The 20,448-nt window shown below is 43.5% G+C and carries 15 protein-coding genes and 1 riboswitch; of the genes, 12 read left to right on the top strand and 3 right to left on the bottom strand.

Going from position 1 to position 20,448, the window contains the following annotated elements:
• Positions 1-47 precede the first annotated feature (47 nt).
• The 4 genes from IE039_RS03895 to spxB all read left to right on the top strand — a co-directional run bounded on the left by IE039_RS03895 (position 48) and on the right by spxB (position 7,226).
• Positions 48-1,931: an ABC-F family ATP-binding cassette domain-containing protein gene (locus IE039_RS03895; protein ID WP_189428761.1), complete on the top strand. Its 1,884-nt coding sequence runs from the start codon at positions 48-50 to the stop codon at positions 1,929-1,931.
• Between the two features lie 75 nt (positions 1,932-2,006).
• On the top strand, positions 2,007-2,873 hold the full coding sequence (gene dprA / locus IE039_RS03890) for a DNA-processing protein DprA (RefSeq protein ID WP_189428760.1): 867 nt from the start codon (positions 2,007-2,009) through the stop codon (positions 2,871-2,873).
• Between the two features lie 38 nt (positions 2,874-2,911).
• Positions 2,912-5,017, top strand: coding sequence for a type I DNA topoisomerase (topA, locus tag IE039_RS03885; RefSeq protein ID WP_189428759.1), 2,106 nt, complete (start codon positions 2,912-2,914; stop codon positions 5,015-5,017).
• 388 nt (positions 5,018-5,405) lie between these two features.
• Positions 5,406-7,226, top strand: coding sequence for a pyruvate oxidase (gene spxB, locus IE039_RS03880; protein WP_189428758.1), 1,821 nt, complete (start codon positions 5,406-5,408; stop codon positions 7,224-7,226).
• Positions 7,227-7,366: 140 nt separating this feature from the next.
• Here spxB and rsgA read toward each other — a convergent pair whose 3' ends face one another.
• The gene (gene rsgA, locus IE039_RS03875) at positions 7,367-8,311 is read right to left on the bottom strand and encodes a ribosome small subunit-dependent GTPase A (RefSeq protein ID WP_189428757.1); all 945 of its coding nucleotides are present in this window, start codon (positions 8,309-8,311) and stop codon (positions 7,367-7,369) included.
• A gap of 567 nt (positions 8,312-8,878) precedes the next feature.
• Here rsgA and dnaG point away from each other — a divergent pair.
• From dnaG to pnuC, 6 genes are all read left to right on the top strand, one after another.
• Complete coding sequence (gene dnaG / locus IE039_RS03870; protein ID WP_189428756.1) at positions 8,879-10,741, top strand: DNA primase; 1,863 nt, start codon at positions 8,879-8,881, stop codon at positions 10,739-10,741.
• 59 nt (positions 10,742-10,800) lie between these two features.
• Positions 10,801-12,099 (top strand): RNA polymerase sigma factor RpoD, encoded by a 1,299-nt coding sequence (gene rpoD, locus IE039_RS03865; protein WP_010001570.1) that lies wholly within the window; start codon positions 10,801-10,803, stop codon positions 12,097-12,099.
• Between the two features lie 52 nt (positions 12,100-12,151).
• Positions 12,152-12,197, top strand: a riboswitch (PreQ1 riboswitch).
• Between the two features lie 6 nt (positions 12,198-12,203).
• Positions 12,204-12,761, top strand: a complete 558-nt coding sequence (locus IE039_RS03860) for a QueT transporter family protein (protein ID WP_010004500.1) — start codon at positions 12,204-12,206, stop codon at positions 12,759-12,761.
• Positions 12,761-13,498 (top strand): 3-oxoacyl-ACP reductase, encoded by a 738-nt coding sequence (locus IE039_RS03855; protein ID WP_010004499.1) that lies wholly within the window; start codon positions 12,761-12,763, stop codon positions 13,496-13,498. Before IE039_RS03860 ends, IE039_RS03855 begins: the two co-directional genes overlap by 1 nt.
• Before the next feature lie 68 nt (positions 13,499-13,566).
• Entirely contained in the window at positions 13,567-14,136 is a 570-nt protein-coding gene (locus IE039_RS03850; protein ID WP_010004498.1) for a uracil-DNA glycosylase family protein, read from the top strand.
• A 271-nt stretch (positions 14,137-14,407) separates the two neighbouring features.
• Complete coding sequence (gene pnuC, locus IE039_RS03845; protein WP_189428769.1) at positions 14,408-15,193, top strand: nicotinamide riboside transporter PnuC; 786 nt, start codon at positions 14,408-14,410, stop codon at positions 15,191-15,193.
• A gap of 34 nt (positions 15,194-15,227) precedes the next feature.
• On the opposite strand, the gene IE039_RS03840 is transcribed toward pnuC, so the two are convergent.
• Positions 15,228-16,340 (bottom strand): SLC13 family permease, encoded by a 1,113-nt coding sequence (locus IE039_RS03840; RefSeq protein ID WP_189428755.1) that lies wholly within the window; start codon positions 16,338-16,340, stop codon positions 15,228-15,230.
• An 83-nt stretch (positions 16,341-16,423) separates the two neighbouring features.
• Positions 16,424-17,314 (bottom strand): LysR family transcriptional regulator, encoded by an 891-nt coding sequence (locus IE039_RS03835; protein WP_010006009.1) that lies wholly within the window; start codon positions 17,312-17,314, stop codon positions 16,424-16,426.
• Positions 17,315-17,455: 141 nt separating this feature from the next.
• Between IE039_RS03835 and IE039_RS03830 the strand changes: the two genes are divergently transcribed.
• Both IE039_RS03830 and IE039_RS03825 read left to right on the top strand, forming a co-directional pair.
• A complete protein-coding gene (locus tag IE039_RS03830; protein ID WP_189428754.1) occupies positions 17,456-19,084 on the top strand; it encodes a malolactic enzyme in 1,629 nt (542 codons plus the stop codon).
• 23 nt (positions 19,085-19,107) lie between these two features.
• Positions 19,108-20,379 (top strand): 2-hydroxycarboxylate transporter family protein, encoded by a 1,272-nt coding sequence (locus tag IE039_RS03825; protein WP_189428768.1) that lies wholly within the window; start codon positions 19,108-19,110, stop codon positions 20,377-20,379.
• Positions 20,380-20,448: the final 69 nt, after the last annotated feature.

Raw genomic sequence — 20,448 nt, 5'->3', positions numbered from 1 at the left:
AAAAAAATAAGCCGATAAAAAGGCCAAAGGTTGGGTATAATAGAAGTATGAAACAATTTAGAGTAGAAAACTTAAAAAGTACTTACGGCGAAAAAGTGTTATTTAACGATATCTCTTTTTTAATCACAGAAGGTGATCGGATTGGCTTAATTGGTGTCAATGGGTCGGGGAAAACCTCGCTTTTGAATGCCATTGCTGGCGTCAATCCAGCTGATGCCGGTCAAATCATCACGCAAAATGACTATACCATTGGGTATTTGACACAGAATCCGGACTTGGATCCAGATGCTCGCGTGATGGATGCAATTTTGTCGGGGGATCAACCCATTTTTCAAACGATTCGGCAATACGAATATGCGTTGCAACATTTTGGTGAACATCCGACTGATGAGAAGGCAGCCCAACAGTTTGAGGCGGCCCAAAATGCAATGGATCGTGATGACGCTTGGACAACTGAAGCGCATATTAAGGCGATTTTGACGCAATTGCACATGCCAGATTTACACCGAAAGGTCAGCGAACTTTCCGGTGGTCAGCGCAAGCGTGTGGGGTTGGCCCAAGTGTTAATTGAAGCCCCGGACTTGTTGATTCTTGATGAGCCAACCAACCATCTTGACTTTGATTCGATTGCTTGGTTGGAAAAGTTTTTGGCCAATTATAAAGGCGCTGTCTTGATTGTGACCCATGATCGGTATTTCTTAGATGCCGTGGCATCGCGTATTTTCGAATTATCATTTGGTGAATTATACGAATATAAAGGGAATTATCAGGATTATATGACCGGCAAGGCTGAGCGGATCGCCCAGTCAAGAATTGCCGAACACAAGCAACAGCAGCTCTATAAGCAAGAACTGGCCTGGATGCGTAAATCAGCACGGGCACGCACAACGAAGCAAACAGCCCGTGAAAACGCCTTTGCTGAACTAGAATCACAAATGGGAACGCTGAAGGTAGATGACGATGTTGCCGTGAATTTAGGACAACAACGACTAGGGAAAAAAGTTATCGTCATTGAGCATGCGCAGTTACAGTTTGGCGACAAACGGATTTTGGATGACTTTAATTTGCGTGTTGCGGCGGGCGATCGGATTGGGATTACGGGTGAAAATGGCGCAGGGAAGACCACTTTTTTGAATGCCATTGCCGGGCAACTACCGTTAACCAGTGGCGTGATTGAGTTAGGCGAGACCGTTAAGATGGCGTATTATACGCAAGTAACGGAAACGATTCCTGAGGATAAGCGGGTAATTGCTTATCTATCTGATGTGGCCAGTTCGGTTACGGATAAAAATGGCAATCAAGTTAGTGTGTCTGAACTGCTGGAACAATTCCTATTTCCACCGTTTATGCATGGCACGTTGATTCGTAAATTGTCCGGTGGGGAAAAGCGCCGTCTGTATCTCTTGAAACTATTGCTCCAGCAACCCAATGTGTTGTTACTGGATGAACCAACAAATGATTTAGATATTAGTACATTGACAGTTTTGGAAGATTTCCTGAATGATTTTGCGGGTGCCGTGATGACGGTATCACACGATCGGTATTTCCTTGATAAAGTGGCGAACCAACTGTATATGTTTCAAGGTGATGGCGTGGTGACACGGTATGATGGTTTGTTTAGTCAATATTTGGCCCAACAAGCAGCAGAAAAAACGGCTCAAGCTGCGAAAGTGGTCCAACCAAAACCAACAACACCAACTGCGCCAGCAAAAAAGAAACTCACTTATCATGAAAAGAAGGAATGGGAAACGATTGAAGACGACATTACCGAATTGGAAACGCGTCTTCAAGCTATTCCTGATGAAATGGCTAAATTTGGCACGGATTATGTGAAATTAGGCGAATTACAAAAGGAACAAGATCAACTCGAAGCCGCGTTAGAAGAAAAGATGTTGCGCTGGGAATATTTGAGTGAGATTGTCACAGGCTAAAAACGATCTGGTAACAGGTCGTTTTTTTTTTGAGCACGAGTGGCCGAAAACGTATGATGATTTAAGGAGTTTAACATGAACTTAAATCAACAGTTACTTGCCATCCATTTGACAGCTGGTATGGGGGCTAAAGCAGCACGTGCTGTGGTAACAGCCGTCACAGCGGTGCAGGTACCAACCATTTACCCTTGGCCGTTAGATCTTATTTTATCTTTTGGCGATCAACGCAGCCATCATTTGATCCGGCGGACATATAGTAGTGCAGTTGAACGCGCGCAACAGTGGTCGACACCTTATATGACGTATTTTGATGCGTGTTATCCAGGTCGTCTACGAGAAATTTATGACGCGCCACTGGTCTTGTTTTATCAAGGTCATCTAGAAGCTTTAAGGTTACCCAGTCTATCCGTTGTGGGGACGCGAACAGCTACGCCATATGGTCTAGCCGTGTTGCGGTCGTTATTACCTGATGTCGTGCGGCAAGACGTCGCGATTGTGTCGGGTTTAGCAAAAGGCATTGATGTGATGGCGTATCAAATGACGTTGGCACAACGTGGCGTACCGATTGCCGTCATTGGTACAGGTATCGATGTGGCTTATCCCAAAGCGCACCATCACTTGCAAACCCAAATTGGCGAACAAGGATTGGTCTTAAGCGAATATCCACCTGGCACCAGACCGCAAAAATCCCATTTTCCCGCGCGTAACCGTATCATTGCTGGGCTGTCATCAGCGACATTAGTTGTTGAAGCGAAACAACATTCAGGTAGTTTAATCACGGCTAATTTTGCCTTACAGGAAAATCGTGATGTCCTAGCAGTGCTGGGGACAATTTTTTCAGCAACCGCACAAGGCACTCATGAATTGATTCAATTGGGTGCAAAATTAGTCGCAAAACCAACCGGTATTCTCGAAAGTGTCCAAAACCTAGATACAATCTGATATGCTATATAATAAGAAGTGATTGGTAGGTATATCAAATGGTAGATACAGCAAAAAAAGCGACAAAAACAACAAAAAAAACAGCAACCAAAAAGCCGGCAAAGCGCAAGACGACGACTAAAGCCAAGAAAAATTTAGTGATTGTGGAAAGTCCATCAAAGGCTAAAACAATTGAAAAATACTTAGGGAGTACGTATAAAGTTATTGCCAGTCTTGGGCATGTGCGTGATTTGCCGAAGTCCACTTTAGGTGTTGATGTTGATAATGATTACGATCCGAAGTACATTACGATTCGTGGTAAAGGGGATGTGATCAAGGGACTGCGTAAGGAAGCAAAAGCGGCTAAAAAAGTTTATTTGGCAAGCGATCCGGATCGTGAAGGGGAAGCCATTGCTTGGCACTTACAACATCTGCTTGATTTGGATCAGGACCAACCGAATCGCGTTGTGTTTAATGAAATTACCAAAGATACGGTCAAAAACGCTTTTAAAACACCACGGACAATTAATCAGGACCTCGTTGATGCGCAACAAGCGCGACGTATCCTTGATCGCTTAGTGGGTTATTCCATTTCACCAATTCTTTGGAAAACGGTTAAGCGTGGTTTGTCAGCTGGTCGCGTACAGTCTGTTGCGTTGGGATTAATCATTGCCCGCGAACAAGAAATTCAAGCCTTTGAACCAGAAGAATACTGGACATTAGATTCTGAATTCAAAAAATCACGGGCTAAATTCAAAGCCACGTTTTATGGCGTAGATGATCAAAAAACAAAATTGCCGGATCAGGCGCATGTGCAAGAAGTCATGCAACGTCTTGATCGTGAAGCGGATTTTGAGGTTGTTGCCGTAGAAGCCAAAGAACGGAAGCGCAACCCGCAGCTACCGTTTACCACGTCAACGATGCAACAGACAGCTAACACGCAGCTTAATTTCCGGACGCGAAAAACAATGATGACCGCCCAACAGTTGTATGAAGGGATTAACTTAGGGCGTGGCATTGGTCAAGTCGGTTTGATTACCTATATGCGTACGGATTCAACGCGTATCTCAACCGTAGCACGCAACGCAGCGGCACAATATATTCATGAAACTTGGGGGCCGGAGTATTCACGCCACCAACCGTTAAAAGGTGATTTGCCAGAAGGTGCGCAAGATGCCCATGAAGCGATCCGACCAACGGACGTCATGCGCACACCCGCCAGTATCAAAGATAAATTAACCCCTGATCAGTTTAAGTTGTATAGTTTAATCTGGTCACGGTTTGTGGCCAGCCAAATGACACCTGAAATCTTGGACACGATGGCCGTCACGATTAAGCAAAACGGCGTGACGTTCCGGGCCAATGGGTCTAAAACTAAATTTCAAGGGTTTACCAAGGCGTATCCAGCCGCAAAAGAAAAAGATAATGCGCTACCAGCATTAGCTGTTGGCGATCAGATTCGGTTAGCCGACATTAATCCGGAACAGCATTTCACTTTACCACCAGCACGGTATACAGAAGCAGCGCTGATTAAAGCGTTAGAAGAAAACGGGGTTGGGCGACCATCAACTTATGCGCCAACGCTAGATACCATTCAACGTCGAAATTATGTCAGAATTGATGCGCGTAAGTTTGTGCCAACGGAATTAGGGGAAATCGTACAAAAAATTGTCGTGGATAATTTTCCCGATGTCACGGATACACAGTTTACTGCTCGTATTGAACACGAGTTAGATGAAGTTGAAACGGGTGATAAGCAGTGGGTACCCGTGATTGATGCATTCTTTAAGCCATTTTCAAAAGAAGTTGATAACGCTGCCGCAACCTTAGAAAAAGTCATTATGCATGATGAACTAGCTGGGATGGACTGTGAGGTTTGCGGATCACCGATGATTGTTAAAATGGGCCGGTATGGTAAATTCTTTGCTTGTGCACGTTTCCCTGATTGCCGACATACACAAACCATTATTAAAGAAATTGGCTTAACATGTCCAAAGTGTCATAAAGGCCAAGTGGTTGAACGTAAAACGAAGAAACAACGGACATTCTATGGCTGCTCACGCTATCCAGATTGTGATTTTGTCTCTTGGGAGAAGCCAACGGATAAAACCTTAGCTGATGGGACAACACCAAAAGAAACCGTAACAACAGATAATCAAAAATAATATTGTGTGATCATGATCAAAGATAGGTCATGGCACACAACCAAAATCAGTAAAAACGGCTGCCAGCAATGGCCGCCGTTTTTTACATTATATCGAGGGATATGAGGAGTTGTAGGCTATTTTGAAAGTAGTCATGATAGCTGTCATGAAATTCACTGGGATAGGAAAGTGAATTTGACGTGTCAGTGAAAAAGTTACATTACAATAGCGCGCGAGTTATTTTGTGATAATCTTTTCATGTAATGACTAGTAGTGCTGATTTAATCACGCTAGATATCACGAAGGTAATGGGTTTGGGGCTTGCTATTATATCGGCCATGACCTATAATAAGTATGTGAAATGAAAGCGCTTACAAAAAGCGATCATATTTTGAAGGAGAGTAGTAACATGTCAGGTAATAAAATTTCAGCGGGTCTTGCGGCACTAAAAGTAATGTCAGGGTGGGGTGTCCATACAATGTATGGGATTCCATCTGGTACTTTGAGTGGTTTGATGAATGCCATGGGGCATCCTGATAATGACATTAAGTTTCTTCAGGTAAAACATGAAGAAGTTGGCGCAATGGCCGCTGTGATGCAATGGAAATTCGGTGGCAAATTGGGTGTGACAGTGGGATCAGGTGGTCCTGGGGCCACACATTTAATTAATGGGCTTTATGACGCTGCGATGGATAATATTCCAGTGTTAGCCATCTTGGGCTCAAAGCCTGTTCGTGAATTGAACATGGATTCATTTCAGGAATTAAACCAAAACCCAATGTACGAAAGCATTGCTGTTTATAACCGTCGTGTTGCCACTGCGGAACAATTGCCGCATTTGGTTGATGATGCGATCCGCACGGCCATTGCTAAACGTGGTGTTGCTGTGTTAGAAGTCCCGGCTGATTTTGGCTTTACGGAAATTGATGCTGACGCACTTTACTCTTCACCGCTTTATTCATCAGGTTTGACTTATAAAGAATACCGCTCAGCCCCAGTGGACGAAGCTGATATTGATGCAGCAGTAGAACTGTTGAACCAAGCGAAGCGACCAATCATCTATGCTGGAATTGGGACAATGGGACATGGCCCAGCCGTCCAAGAATTATCCCGTAAGCTTAAAGCACCGATTATTACGACAGGGAAGAACTTTGAAACATTTGAGTGGGATTTTGAAGGCTTTACCGGCTCAACGTTCCGTGTTGGTTGGAAACCAGCCAACGAAGCTGTTTTGGAAGCTGATACGGTCTTGTTTGTGGGCACAAACTTCCCATTCTCAGAAGTTGAAGGGACTTTCCGCAATGTTAAGAAGTTTATCCAAATTGACAGCAATCCTGCCATGCTAGGTAAGCGTCACCGCAATGATGTGGCGATCTTAGGTGATGCTGGCGATGCCATTACGGCAATTTTGGACAAGGTAACCGCAGTACCTGAGTCACCATGGTGGCAAGCCAATGTTAAAAATATTCAAAACTGGCGTCAGTATATGAATCGCTTGGAACAAAAGACTGAAGGTGATTTGCAAGCTTATCAAGTCTATCAAGCAATTAATAAGTATGCCGACGAAGATGCGATTTTCTCAACTGATGTTGGAAATGTCACCCAAATGTCAGTGCGTCACCTGCATATGACGCCTAAAAACATGTGGCGGACGTCACCATTATTTGCCACGATGGGTATCGGGTTGCCGGGTGGTATTGGTGCTAAAAACACTTATCCTGACCGACAAGTCTGGAACTTAATGGGTGATGGCGCCTTCTCAATGACTTATCCAGACGTGGTGACTAACGTGCGTTATGATTTGCCAGTGATTAACGTCGTGTTTACCAATACGGAATATGGGTTCATTAAAAATAAGTATGAAGATACCAATACGTATAACTTCGGTGTTGACTTTACCGACGTTGATTATGCGAAGATTGCGGAAGCGCAAGGGGCAGTTGGCTTAACTGTGCGCCGGATTGAAGATGTTGATCGGGTCGTGAAAGAAGCTGTTGACTACTACAACCAAGGTCGCGTTGTTGTGATTGATGCCAAAATCACGAAAGATCGACCAATCCCAGTTGAAACGTTAAAGCTTGATCCAAAGTTGTATAGCGAAGATGTCATCACGGCTTATAAAGAACGGTATGAAGCACAAGAACTTGTGCCATTCCGCGAATTCCTTGAAGCCGAAGGCCTAACGTCACAAGTTGTTGCAGCAGCTATTGGTAATAAATATAGTTTTTAAGCGCAACCCGCAGTGTGTTAAAGAGTGGTGCGCAAAAAAGGTCAGATACTCGTTTATCTGACCTTTTTTGTGCATCAATGGTGTAGGATGTGGCTTTGCAATCAGGGTTTAACGTCACCATGATTGCAGTCACGATAAAGTCAAAACTGTTCATAGCCTTTTTGGCGATTTTTTTTAAGATTTCTGACGCGCTTTGCTTCAGATTTACTACCAAAATAGCGATTGAACTTATCTTCAGCAATTTCTGATGCTGACATTTGCGTGTACTTATTTTCTCGTAATATTTTTTGATAATTGTCGAAGCATTTTTGAGATAAGCGACCGCTTGCTATGGCTGAAAAAATGGCGCAATCCGGTTCACCATGATGTTGGCAATTTTTATAGCGACAGTTTTGCGACAAAAGTGCAATATCTTCAAAAGTTTCTTCGGTATTGCCAACATCAATTTGTAACTCTCGCATACCTGGCGTATCGATTATCTGACTACCATTTTCTAATCGAAATAATTGTCGATGGGTAGTGGCGTGTTTACCTTTATGGTCACGCATGCGAACTTGTTTCGTCTGCATGGCTTCATAACCAAGAAGATTGTTGATCAACGTTGATTTTCCGACACCAGATGAGCCAATAAACACAACAGTTTGTGGTTGCGCCAATAAAAAATGTTTTAATGAAGCAAACTCATGACTGTCTGTCACGAAGATAGGTAACGATTTGGCAATTTGTTTAAGGGCTGCCATTTTGGTTTCTAAATCAACAACTAAATCAGCTTTTGTCAAAATGATGGCCGGTTGGGCACCGCTTTCCCAAGCGACAGAGAGGTAACGTTCGATGCGACTTAAATTGAAATTTTGATCAAGTGAGGTGGTGACAAAAACAATGTCGATATTGGCCGCAATTGGCTGAACAGTATGACTGCTGCCAGAAGTGACGCGTGACAGTAAACTTTTGCGCGGACAAACGCGATGGATAATGGCTATTTTATCAAAAGGTGAATGTGTTATTGCCACAATGTCGCCCACAACAGGATAGGCTAACGAGGTGCTAACATTGTAAGCGAACTGACCAGAAATCTTTGCTAACAAAACGTCGTTGTCCAACGCATGATGCTTAGCAACGGTATATAAATCATGATTTTGTGACACAACAGTCGCAAAAAATGTGGTTGAATTTTTTTCTGACATATCAAGATCCTTGATTAAATAGTATCACAACTAGAAAAGTAATGAAACATTAACAAATTGGAGTTTTTAAATCATAAAAAACTTATCTTATTTTAATACATCAAAAGATGGATTTTATTGTCGATGTCGTGGCTTATTTTCTGTATTGACCAGAGAGCGAACATGAGAAAATGCCAAGATGCCTCAAAATAAATTGCAAAAAGACTAGTCATCACTGCTCGAAACCACAATACAGGACATCTAAACCAGACAAAAGTTAAAAGGTTGTCAATTTTTGGTTGAGCGTTAACGAGCTCACGTCCTTTTTAGTTTACATAATCTGGCAACGTAAAAATAAAAATGCCGTCATATCAACGATTGCACCGAAACAAATACCTTGACAAGTGGCGTGTAAAAACGTATAATTTTTTGTACAGTTCAATCGTGTCGCAGACTGTGGACTGCGACTTTTATTATTGAAAGGCGGCCATGGCAAGTCGAATCCCAGATGCCTTCATTGATGAAGTGCGTAAAAAAGTGAATATCGTTGATGTGATCGGGGAATATACACAATTGGTCAAACGTGGTCGCCAATGGAACGGATCGTGTCCTTTCCATGATGATCGCCATCCATCACTCTTCGTCGAAGAAAATAAGCAAGTCTTTAACTGTTTTTCTTGTGGCCGTTCAGGCTCTGTTTTTTCTTTTATCATGGAAAAAGAGGGACTGAGCTATCCTGAAGCGGTCCTATCTTTGGCGGAAAAAGCGGATATGCCAGTTGATCAACAATTAACAGTGCAAGCCGCGCATCCCATTGATAGTCGCACGCAAGCGATTTATGATTTGCATTCCGCGGCACAACGGTTGTATCAGCATATTTTATTAAATACCACATCAGGCGAAACAGCTTTAGCTTATTTACACGATAAGCGGCAGTTATCTGATGCGGTCATCAAGCAATTTGGGATTGGCTTTGCGCCGGATGACAATGTGTTATTGCAATATGCCAAGGATCAAAATATCGCACCAGATATCCTGCAAGCATCAGAATTGTTTATTACAAATGATCAAGGCGTGATGCGTGATCGTTTTGCGGGACGGATTGTGTGGCCAATCAAGACGGCACGTGGCCAAGTGGTTGGTTTTTCTGGGCGTGCACTCGCGTCAGATAACACCATCAAATATATGAACAGCCCAGAAAGTCCATTTTTCACAAAAGGCAAAATTCTTTATAATTTTGATCGTGCTAAAAATCAGATGCGACAAACCAATACAGCGCTGGTTTTTGAAGGCTTTATGGATGTCATTTCGGCAGACATGGCGGGCAAAACCATGGGTGTTGCCACGATGGGAACGGCTTTAACCCCGGAACATGTTCAGCAATTGGCACGGGTTGCCCAGCGTATTTTACTCGTTTACGATGGGGATGAAGCAGGCCAAAAGGCAGCCAAACGCGCGATTACGTTAATTCGCACGCATGCGCAACAAGTTGAGATTGGGATCGTACATTTACCAGATCAATTGGATCCGGATGACCTGCGGATTCAGCGTGGCACAGCTGCCTTGCAACAAGCCTTGGAACAAAATATTCAAACACCGGTTGAATTCTTGGTCAACGCTGCTCGGACTGGGAAAAATCTCAGCAACCAAGTGCAGTATCTGGCTTTTTTGCAAGAGGTGATGCAAACCTTGCAACAAGCCACGCCAGTTGAACAAGATTTACAACTGACCAAAATCGCCAATGAGTTTGGCACTTCAAAACAAGCGTTGCAGGCACAATTGCAACAAACGTTGGCCCAAAGTCGGGCCAGACCAGCTGCTACGCAAAATTATTCAAAACGTACGCCAAAAGCCTACACGGATCAAATGACACCACCACCCGCAGCACCAGCTGATAGCGAACCGCGGGTTGGGCAACGCTTAACTAAAGTTGAGCAGGCGGAACGCGCCTTGCTTATGGCCATGATTAAGTCACCACAGGTATTGGCCCAGGTCAAAGCGACCACGGGGTTTGCGTTTGTGCATCCAGATTATCAATTATTGATGATGTTGGCGGCCATTTATCAAGGGCAACATCCAGAACCATTTGATTTAGCGCAGTTTATGGATTTTATCCAGAAACCAGCTTTAAATCAAAAAATTATGGCTATTGATCGGGCTTATGGTGGCCTCACCATTGAGCATGAGGCGATTCGTGATTATTTGCAAATTATTATGGAAGAGGCGCCGATTGAAGCACGCGTACAAGAATTACAACAATTGATCAACGTCGCGAAGCAACAACATGATGACACCAAGTTGTTGCAACTGATGACAGAATTGATCAACCTCAAGAAACAACATTCAGGGTAAGTGGCTTAGGCCAAAGATCCGGTGATAGCGTTTAACCCGTATATTAGGAGAAGTAAGACATGGCAACTAATTTATCTTCAAGCAAAATCTCAGATATCAAAGATTATCTTGATTCACAAAACATTTCATATAATAGCCGTGCCAAGAAAGCGGAGTTACTCGCTTTGGCACAAGGTAAAACACCAGAGGAAGCTGCTGCTGCCGGTCGTGCATCAAAGCCAAAAGCGGCTAAGAAGTCAGGGATTATTAAGAGCCCAGAATATGACAAAGCCGTCAAAGCGTTGATTGCTGAATATAAGCCAGCCAAAGAAGTGACGTATGCCACTTTGTCAGAACGTTTGGCAGAACCGTTCCATTTGGATGGTGAAAATATTGAACGCTTGATGGAAAAAGTTGAAGATGCTGGTGTGGCCATCGTGGATGAAAAGGGTGAACCAGCACCAGAAGTCTTGCAAGCAAAGCAAAACAAGCCTTCTAAAGAAGAACTTGATCAAGCTGAAGATACACCAGCTGGGATTAAAATCAATGATCCTGTGCGGATGTATTTGAAAGAGATCGGCCGCGTAAACTTGCTAAAGGGTGATGAAGAAATTAACATTGCCAAGCGTATTGAAGCTGGTGATGTGGAAGCCAAGCAAGAATTGGCGGAAGCTAACTTGCGTTTGGTGGTCTCAATTGCCAAGCGTTATGTTGGTCGTGGGATGCAATTCTTGGATTTGATTCAAGAAGGTAACATGGGCTTGATGAAGGCTGTTGACAAGTTTGATTACACGAAGGGCTTTAAGTTCTCAACTTATGCCACTTGGTGGATTCGTCAAGCCATTACACGTGCCATCGCCGACCAAGCCCGTACTATCCGTATTCCAGTTCACATGGTGGAAACCATTAACAAGTTGATTCGTATCCAACGTCAATTGTTGCAAGATTTGGGTCGTGAACCTTTGCCTGAAGAAATTGGGGCTGAAATGGATTTGACACCAGATAAGGTCCGTGAAATCTTGAAGATTGCCCAAGAACCCGTGTCATTGGAAACACCAATCGGTGAAGAGGATGATTCACATTTGGGCGACTTCATTGAAGACAATGAAGCCATTTCACCAGCTGACTCAGCTGCTTATGAAATGTTGCGTGACCAATTAGAATCAGTTTTGGAAACGTTAACTGATCGTGAAGAAAATGTCTTGCGTTTGCGTTTTGGTTTGGAAGACGGTCGTACCCGGACACTTGAAGAAGTCGGTCGTGTCTTTGGGGTTACCCGTGAACGAATTCGTCAAATCGAAGCAAAAGCTTTGCGTAAGTTGCGCCACCCAAGTCGTTCAAAGCAATTGAAGGACTTTATGGATGACGGTAACATCTAATCTTAAAAGCCACGCGTTGCGTGGCTTTTTTTTGCGCCCTATGTTATGCTGGTAATTAGCGGTTCATCAACCATCCCGCTTAAAAAAACTAGGAGATTGCCATCATGCAAAAAAATTTAACAACAACTAACGGCCGTCAGGCGCATAACATCACCCTAATTGCGGTAGTAGCAGCGATTTACGCAGCAATTACGTTCGTGATTCAACCGATTGCTTTTGGACCAGTCCAATTACGCGCTTCGGAAGGGCTTAATCATTTGGCCGCTTGGAACAAGCGCTATGTGGTGGCATTAGGGATTGGGGTCTTTATTGCAAACTTGGTCTCACCACTTGGTTGGATTGACTGGGTATTTGGGACACTGGGGACCGTGATTATGACTGGGGTGACGTATCTTTTGGCACGACGTGTTACTAGTGCCTTAATCAAAATTATTATCAGTACCGTTGTCGTATCGACGTTGGGGATGGCGATTTTGGCGGCCGAATTTACTTTTGCCTTTAATATTGGTGCTAGTGGTGCCTTCCCGTCAGGGGCTAAAGGTGGTCTGATGGCGCAATGGCTGGCGTATTATGTGAGTTTAGTACCAGGTGAATTGGCCTCACTGATTATTGGTGGTGTTGTCATTTACGCGTTGAGTAAAATTGTGGATTTGAGTAAATAATGATTGAACAAGATTATCAAAACAAGCATATTTTAGTAACCGGTGCCGCTTCAGGCATCGGTTTTTCGCAACTTGAGACTTATTTGGCTGCAGGGGCGAACGTCTATGCGTTGGACTTTCAACCTATTTCGCTGGTGCATCCGCGTTTACAAACTTATCAAATTGATTTACGGGACCATGATGCCTTAACCGCGCTAGCGACTGACCTGACTAATCGTGTTGATTTTGATATTTTACTCAACACGGCTGGTGTGCTCGATGACTATCAGCCGTCGTTGGCCACTAATTTGGCAGAATGGCAGCGCGTACTCGACACGAATCTAACGCCAATGTTTATTTTAAGTAATGCCGTATTACCGGCGATGCTGGCGCGTGGCTATGGCCATATCGTTAATATGGCCTCGATTGCAGGTTTTTCGGCTGGTGGTGGCGGGGCCGCTTATACCACGAGTAAGCATGCCATTATTGGTTATACCAAGCAGCTCGCCTTTGATTATGCACCGCAAGGGTTACATGTTAATGCCATTGCCCCAGGGGCGATTGCGACGCCGATGAACGCGGCTGATTTTGCTGGTGAGGGAGCGATGGCCAAACAAGTCGTAGCCCAAACGCCTGCCCGTCGTTGGGCTGCCGCGCAAGAAGTCGCTGATTTGACGTTATATTTAACCAGTCCACAGGCTGATTACATTAATGGTGCGGTTTTGCCGATTGATGGGGGCTGGACATTAGGGCATTAAAGGCAGATGTGACAGAGTCAAAAATTGATGTTATACTGAACTTATTTCTAGGGGGGATAACAAGTAGTATGTCAATTTTAGAAGAAATTATGGCGGATCCGGAAAATGCGGCTTTTACCCAAAAGGGTTGGCAACCTATTTTTTCGGCACCAGCAACGGCCAAAATTGTCATTATTGGCCAAGCACCGAGCCGAAAAGTGCAAGATAGTGGCATTATGTGGCATGATGCCTCTGGGGACCGCTTGCGTGAGTGGTTAGGCGTTGATGAAACGACCTTTTATGATTCTGGTTTGTTCGGTGTCATTCCGATGGATTTTTATTTCCCAGGTAAGGGCAAGTCGGGGGATAAGCCACCGCGTGCCGGAATAGCTGAGAAATGGCATCCACGTCTTTTGGCGCAAATGCCTGATGTTGAACTGATGATTTTAATTGGTGCTTATGCCCAACGCTATTATCTCGACTTGTCACCAAAGGATACTATCACAGCAACCGTTAAAAATTATGTGCATTATTTGCCACGCTATTTCCCGATTGTCCATCCGTCACCACGGAATAATATTTGGTTGAAAAAGAATCCGTGGTTTTTACAGGACGTTGTGCCAGCACTACAAACCACCGTGCACAATATTTTAAAATAAACGAGCAACCAATCATGTTGAATGATTGGTTTTTTTGTGATGTAATGAGGCCATCATAATAAAATTCAATTTAACTTTTATTAGTGAGGCTGATGCGCTATAATAAGGCAAGCAATAATGTGTGATATATCACAAATAACTAGAAGGAGTTTAGCGGATGATAATGCATGCCCCATAGACCGGCCAATAACCGAGAATACTTGCCCAGACACAACGTAGCGTTGCTTCCCGACACGGCTACTCAAAAACAATAGGAGAACTTAACATGTCAATGAATGCCTTAACAAACTCGGCTGCTGCCCGTTGGACCAACATTAAATTTGGTCTCCAGGCGTTGCCAAAACAACTCCGGTACACCTTCAGTTTACGCGAGAATATACGTGATCTGACAGCATTAACCAAAACCTCACGCATCATGATGGGGTTAATGCTAAGCGCAACGGTTGTCGTGTTTATTTTAGGTCAAAACTTTGGTTTTATTGGTTGGATTAGCTTAATAACTGGTATCGCGACGGTCATGAATCTGATTTTAGTGGATCAGGGACGCTTAACAAATTACAGCTGGGGTGTCCTTGGTTGTGCGGTGTGGTTAATTGTTGCTTTAAATAATCATCTAATCGGTGATATTGCGTCGCAATCTTTTTATTTTGTGATGCAGTTTGTCGGTATCTCGGTTTGGCATCAAAATAAAGGGCGCGACAATACGGTGCAAGCCAAAAAACTATCAGCCAAAAATGCCGTATTGTATCTCATCATGACCTTTGTGATTTATGGGATTGTTTTAGGCATTAGTCATTCGCTGCACGGTGCCCAAATTTACCTTGATGCGACACTATTACCGCTTGGCATCATTGGGCAAGTCTTGATGACCTATGGGTATCGCTCGCAGTGGATTGCTTGGATTGTATTAGACGTCATTAACGTGATTATCTGGACCAGAGCCTTGCAAGCAGATCCATCTGCTGGGGCAACGTCGATGCTCGCGTTGCAAATCATGATGTTAATTAATTCGTTTTATGGCCAATATATGTGGTTAAAAAAGTCACAAACCGCTTAACAAAAAAGCAACCAAATCGCATTTGGTTGCTTTTTTAGGTGAGCCAGAGGCAAATTGAGCTGCCAATGACCATAAAAATAACTAAATAGACGACGTTGAGCCAAGTAAATGTTTTGAAAAAATGATAACTTGAGTGATCACGGTCAAATAGTTGATATTGACGTAAAGCGAGTAAATTGGCCAGTGAGGCAATGAGCGTTCCTAAACCACCAACGGTGACGCCTAGATACAAACCAGTCACGTGTGTTGTGAACTTAGAGAGTAATACCGCAGCTGGCACATTACTAATCACTTGGCTACTGATGACGCCAGCAAAAAATGTTTTGAGCGTTGTGTCGGTTGTGAATGATAAGAGGTGGTGAATGGCTGGTAAGCGACTAATGGCCCCGACAATGATGAAAAAATTGATGAACATGAACAAAATGCCGTAGTCTACTTTGACGAGAACTTGGCGATCTAACAGACCAGCGGCTAATAAACTGACCACGACGGCTAGCCAAATGGGTAAGACCGACAAGATACCAAGTAATACGATCACCGTAGCGACTAACAGCCAGCTGACTTTGCGCCGATCAATGGGTGGGACTGTTGTCGTCATGGCTGGAATTGGTCGTGCCGGAAAGAACAAGGTGACGACAACTAAGCTTAGAAAACCAAGCACACCGATTGGTAGTGATAAGGTCATAAAGTGCGGTAAGCTGAGATGATAATACGAGACTAAATAGAGGTTTTGTGGGTTACCAAACGGCGTCAACGCACTGCCTAAATTGGCATAGATCGTTAATAAACTAATCGGCACAATTTTTTTGAGATTGAGTTGTTGACTGATCTTAAAAAAGATAGGCACGAGCGTTAAAATGGCCACATCATTGGTAAAAAACATCGAGCCAACAAATGAAAAGAGGAGCATTACCCCAATGATATCTCGAGTTGTGCGACATTTCGCCACAATGGTGTTAGCGATGTAAGTCAAGACATGGAGTTGGCCGTAAATGGTGACAATAACAAGCAACGCCAGCAGTGCCACAATGGTGTGACTATCAATATCTTTCGGCGACACTTGGCCGAAAATAAGGGCAACGATGGCTAAGCCCAACGTGACCAAAAACGTTTTATCGGTATAAATTCTTTTGACTACTGTGATCATTTTTTTGCTTTCTAGAGTTCGATATTCACTCATTATACCTGATTTGTCAGGGCTACGGGTTGCTAATCACGATGGGATTTGGCTTAGGTTTGTTGGGATAAAATCCGGATGAGTAAAGTTTCCTCAGTCGTTAAATTATGATTTTTCCGAAAGGCCACATTGGCACTAAAAGTTGGTTGATTGTCATCAAGTAAGGGGATGGCGACAATATTTGGATCGGTTGGGGTTACGATATTGGTTAGTAAGGCGACCCCGATGTTTTCGGCTACTAAGCTCATGAGAAAGGAGACATCATTGGTTTTTAAGAACGTTTTGGGGCGAATGCCAGCGTTTTTGGCCAGTTGCTTCATCGCTTGGACGTGAATAAAACTCGCATCAAATGAGACAAATAGTTGGTTTTTTAAATCTTTAAAATAAATACCAGTTTGCTGTTGGGCTAACGGATTCGTTTTGGCCATATAAATATAGAACGGGGCTGTGGCAAATGGAAAAACTTGGAGTTTGTCATTAGTGGCTTGACCTAAAGAACCAAGTAAGGCTAAATCAATATCGCCATTAATCAACGATTGGGTTAATCCGTTAGAGCCAGCTTCATAAATATGCATATGGTCAATATTATATTGGCGATCAAAAGCCTTGGTGGCTAACACGATTTTGGCAAAATAAGCATGTTTGAGAATCGGGGGCAGTCCAATTGTTGTCGTGCGTGATTGCAAATGGGTAATTTCTTGGTGGGCGCTATCGAGTTCATTTAAAATAGAGGCCGCATGTTGGTAGAGTTGTTCGCCGGCTGGCGTAAATTTAAGATCTGCGGTCGCATGTCCGCGAATCACTAACTTGGCTTGAAAGTATGATTCAAGCCGTTTGATGGCACTGCTAATGGATGGCTGACTTACTTTGAATTTTTTAGCCACTTTTGTAAAACTTTTTTCATGATATAACGCATCATAATATTTTAAATCGTTAATTTGCATGTTTAAACCCCTAAATATCAATGTTTTGATTAACATCATAAATTTTATTTATGACGACGTGCTTGTTTGACTATAAACGATGGCGACCTGTATAGTCAAGGCAGTTGTTAAATGATAAACAAACATTTGGAGGATTTAAACATGACAACCACAGGATATGAGGTACTGCGTAATCCATTTCTGAACAAAGGGACGGCTTTTACACAAGAAGAACGTCGCACGCTTGGTCTGATTGGGACTTTGCCAAGTCAAGTACAAACAATCGATGAGCAAGCCGCACAAGCCTATCAGCAATTTCAATCAAAAGATGCGCCACTTGAAAAGCGTATTTTCTTGATGAACTTATTTAATGAAAATGTCACGCTGTTTTATCATTTGATGGACCAACATGTCGCTGAATTTATGCCAATTGTCTATGATCCAGTCGTAGCTGATGCCATTGAACAATATAATGACATTTTTACTAATCCACAAAATGCTGCCTTTTTGTCAGTTGACCGACCAGAAGACATTCAGCAATCCTTGCTAAATGCCGCAGCTGGTCGTGATATTAAGTTGGTTGTCGTGACTGATGCTGAAGGCATTCTTGGCATGGGTGATTGGGGTGTCAACGGGGTTGATATCGCGGTTGGTAAGTTGATGGTTTATACCGCAGCGGCTGGTATTGACCCAGCCAGTGTTTTGGCAATCAGTATTGATGCAGGAACCAATAATCAAACTTTGCTCGACAACCCACGTTACCTGGGTAACCGGCACCCACGGGTTGCTGGTAAGGACTATCTGGCGTTCATTGATCAATTTGTGACTGCTGAACAAGCTTTGTTCCCTGAATCATTGTTGCATTGGGAAGATTTTGGTCGGGGAAATGCCCAAGTCATCTTAGATAAATACAAAGATAAAATCGCAACCTTTAATGATGATATCCAAGGGACTGGGATGATCGTTTTAGCTGGTATCTTCGGGGCTTTGAACATTTCTAAGGGAAAACTCGTTGATCAAACCTTCGTTACCTTTGGCGCTGGGACAGCTGGCATGGGAATAGTCAATCAAATATTCACGGAATTGCAGCGTGCTGGCTTGACTGCTGACGAAGCCCGCCAACAGTTCTACTTGGTCGATAAGCAAGGGTTGTTATTTGAAGATACACCAGACTTAACGGCCACCCAAAAACCATTCACCCGTTCACGTGCCGAATTTAACAATGCTGATACGTTGACAAACTTGGCGGATGTTGTGAAAACGATTCATCCAACAGTTTTGATTGGGACGTCAACACAACCGGGAACCTTTACCGAAGAGATTGTGAAGGAAATGGCCGCACATACACCACGTCCAATTATTTTCCCCTTGTCAAATCCAACCAAACTGGCCGAAGCAACTGCTGAAGATATCATTCAATGGACCGATGGTCAGGCTTTGATTGCAACGGGTATTCCGGCTGCTGATGTGACTTATAAAGAGGTGACTTACAAAATCGGACAAGGGAATAATGCTTTGATTTATCCTGGTTTAGGCTTTGGGTTGATTGCATCAACGGCAAAATTGTTAACGCAGGAAACTATTTCGGCGGCGATTCATGCGCTTGGTGGCTTAGTTGATGCGCAAGAAGCAGGGGCTGCAGTATTGCCACCGGTTTCTCATTTGACGGCGTTTTCACAAAAAATTGCTGAAGTGACCGCTCAAAGTGTCTTGGATCAAGGTTTGAATCGTGAACCAATTGCTGACGCAAAACAGGCTGTTAAAGATGCGAAGTGGTCGGCAGAATATTAAGCGGGATAGATAATAAAATTATGATGCAAAAAATACGGGCAACACAGGTTAGTGGCGTTAATTTACCGCTTTACCTCACCATGATGGTCATTTTAGCGTTGACCATTGCGTTGCATAAGTTGCCGCTTAATATGTTGGGCTTAACGTTGATGTTAGTCTTGCTGGGTCACTTTTTCTACTATATTGGTAATCACTTACCGATCGTTAAATCTTACTTGGGTGGTGGGTCGGTCTTTACCATTTTTGCAGCCGCAGCGTTAGCGGCACTGGGTTGGATACCAGCTGATGTGGTCACGGCAACCAAAACCTTTATGAATGAAAACGGCTTACTGGATTTTTATATTGCCGCGTTAATTGTCGGCTCAATCCTGGGTATGAATCGTCATTTGTTGTTAAAGGCAGCTGTGCGGTTTATTCCAGTATCGCTAGCAGCAATGGTACTTGGTTTCTTTGCTGTTGGTATCGTCGGCTGGCTGCTTGGCGTTGGTTTTGGTCATGCGGTAATGTTTGTGTCGATGCCGATGATGGCTGGTGGTATTGGTGCTGGTGCCGTTCCACTATCACATATTTATGCGCAAGGATTAGGGACGAATGCTGGGGTCATGTTTTCTGAATTAATTCCAGCCGTGACGTTAGGCAATGTCATGGCAGTCATTGGGGCAGCCTTGATTGCCAAAGTCGGTGCCAATACCAAATATGATGGGCATGGCGTGCTAATTCCGATTACAGCAGCTGAAAAATCACAGCCTGTGACCAATCTTGATGCAACACGCATCGGTGTGGGGATGATGCTTGCCTTTTCATTTTTCTTGGTCGGCACAATCTTGAATGATTTCGTACCAAAAGTGCATACCTACGCGTTTGTTATTATTTTAGTGATTATTTTTAAAGCCTTTAATTGGGTACCCAAGCCATTAGAAGATTCAGTTGTGATGTTTAATCAAGTGATCATGGGGAATTTAACGCATGCCGTGCTGGCCGGTATTGGGTTAGCCTTGATTGATTTGAACGTGTTAGCGCATTCATTGACTTGGCAGTTTGTGTTGTTAGTTTTGACTAGTGTGGTGGTGATGGGATTAGCGAGTGCGTTAATCGGGCAATTATTTGGCTTGTATCCTGTTGAAGCGGCAATTGCAGCGGGCATGGCTGACAATAGTATGGGTGGTACTGGAAACGTGGCCGTTTTGTCAGCTGCCAATCGCATGGAAATGATTGCGTTTGCCCAGATGGGTAACCGGATGGGTGGCGCCATTGTCTTGATTCTTGGTGGTATCTTAATTCGTTTCTTACGTTAAAATGTTACCGTTGATAGCCACCTTTAGAGATAAAACTTGCAATTATTGGTTTTTCCTTTATACTTATAA

Source organism: Leuconostoc lactis KCTC 3528 = DSM 20202, assembly GCF_014651235.1.
In the GTDB taxonomy this organism is placed as follows: Bacteria; Bacillota; Bacilli; order Lactobacillales; family Lactobacillaceae; genus Leuconostoc; species Leuconostoc lactis.
This window is presented reverse-complemented; position numbering and strand designations above follow the sequence as displayed.

Excerpts from the sequence above, each read along its gene's own strand:
- IE039_RS03895 (WP_189428761.1), top strand. The coding sequence starts at position 48 with ATGAAACAATTTAGAGTAGAAAACTTAAAAAGTACTTACGGCGAAAAA.
- dprA (WP_189428760.1), top strand. The coding sequence starts at position 2,007 with ATGAACTTAAATCAACAGTTACTTGCCATCCATTTGACAGCTGGTATG.
- topA (WP_189428759.1), top strand. The coding sequence starts at position 2,912 with ATGGTAGATACAGCAAAAAAAGCGACAAAAACAACAAAAAAAACAGCA.
- spxB (WP_189428758.1), top strand. The coding sequence starts at position 5,406 with ATGTCAGGTAATAAAATTTCAGCGGGTCTTGCGGCACTAAAAGTAATG.
- dnaG (WP_189428756.1), top strand. The coding sequence starts at position 8,879 with ATGGCAAGTCGAATCCCAGATGCCTTCATTGATGAAGTGCGTAAAAAA.
- rpoD (WP_010001570.1), top strand. The coding sequence starts at position 10,801 with ATGGCAACTAATTTATCTTCAAGCAAAATCTCAGATATCAAAGATTAT.
- IE039_RS03860 (WP_010004500.1), top strand. The coding sequence starts at position 12,204 with ATGCAAAAAAATTTAACAACAACTAACGGCCGTCAGGCGCATAACATC.
- IE039_RS03855 (WP_010004499.1), top strand. The coding sequence starts at position 12,761 with ATGATTGAACAAGATTATCAAAACAAGCATATTTTAGTAACCGGTGCC.
- IE039_RS03850 (WP_010004498.1), top strand. The coding sequence starts at position 13,567 with ATGTCAATTTTAGAAGAAATTATGGCGGATCCGGAAAATGCGGCTTTT.
- pnuC (WP_189428769.1), top strand. The coding sequence starts at position 14,408 with ATGAATGCCTTAACAAACTCGGCTGCTGCCCGTTGGACCAACATTAAA.
- IE039_RS03840 (WP_189428755.1), bottom strand. The coding sequence starts at position 16,340 with ATGATCACAGTAGTCAAAAGAATTTATACCGATAAAACGTTTTTGGTC.
- IE039_RS03835 (WP_010006009.1), bottom strand. The coding sequence starts at position 17,314 with ATGCAAATTAACGATTTAAAATATTATGATGCGTTATATCATGAAAAA.
- IE039_RS03830 (WP_189428754.1), top strand. The coding sequence starts at position 17,456 with ATGACAACCACAGGATATGAGGTACTGCGTAATCCATTTCTGAACAAA.
- IE039_RS03825 (WP_189428768.1), top strand. The coding sequence starts at position 19,108 with ATGCAAAAAATACGGGCAACACAGGTTAGTGGCGTTAATTTACCGCTT.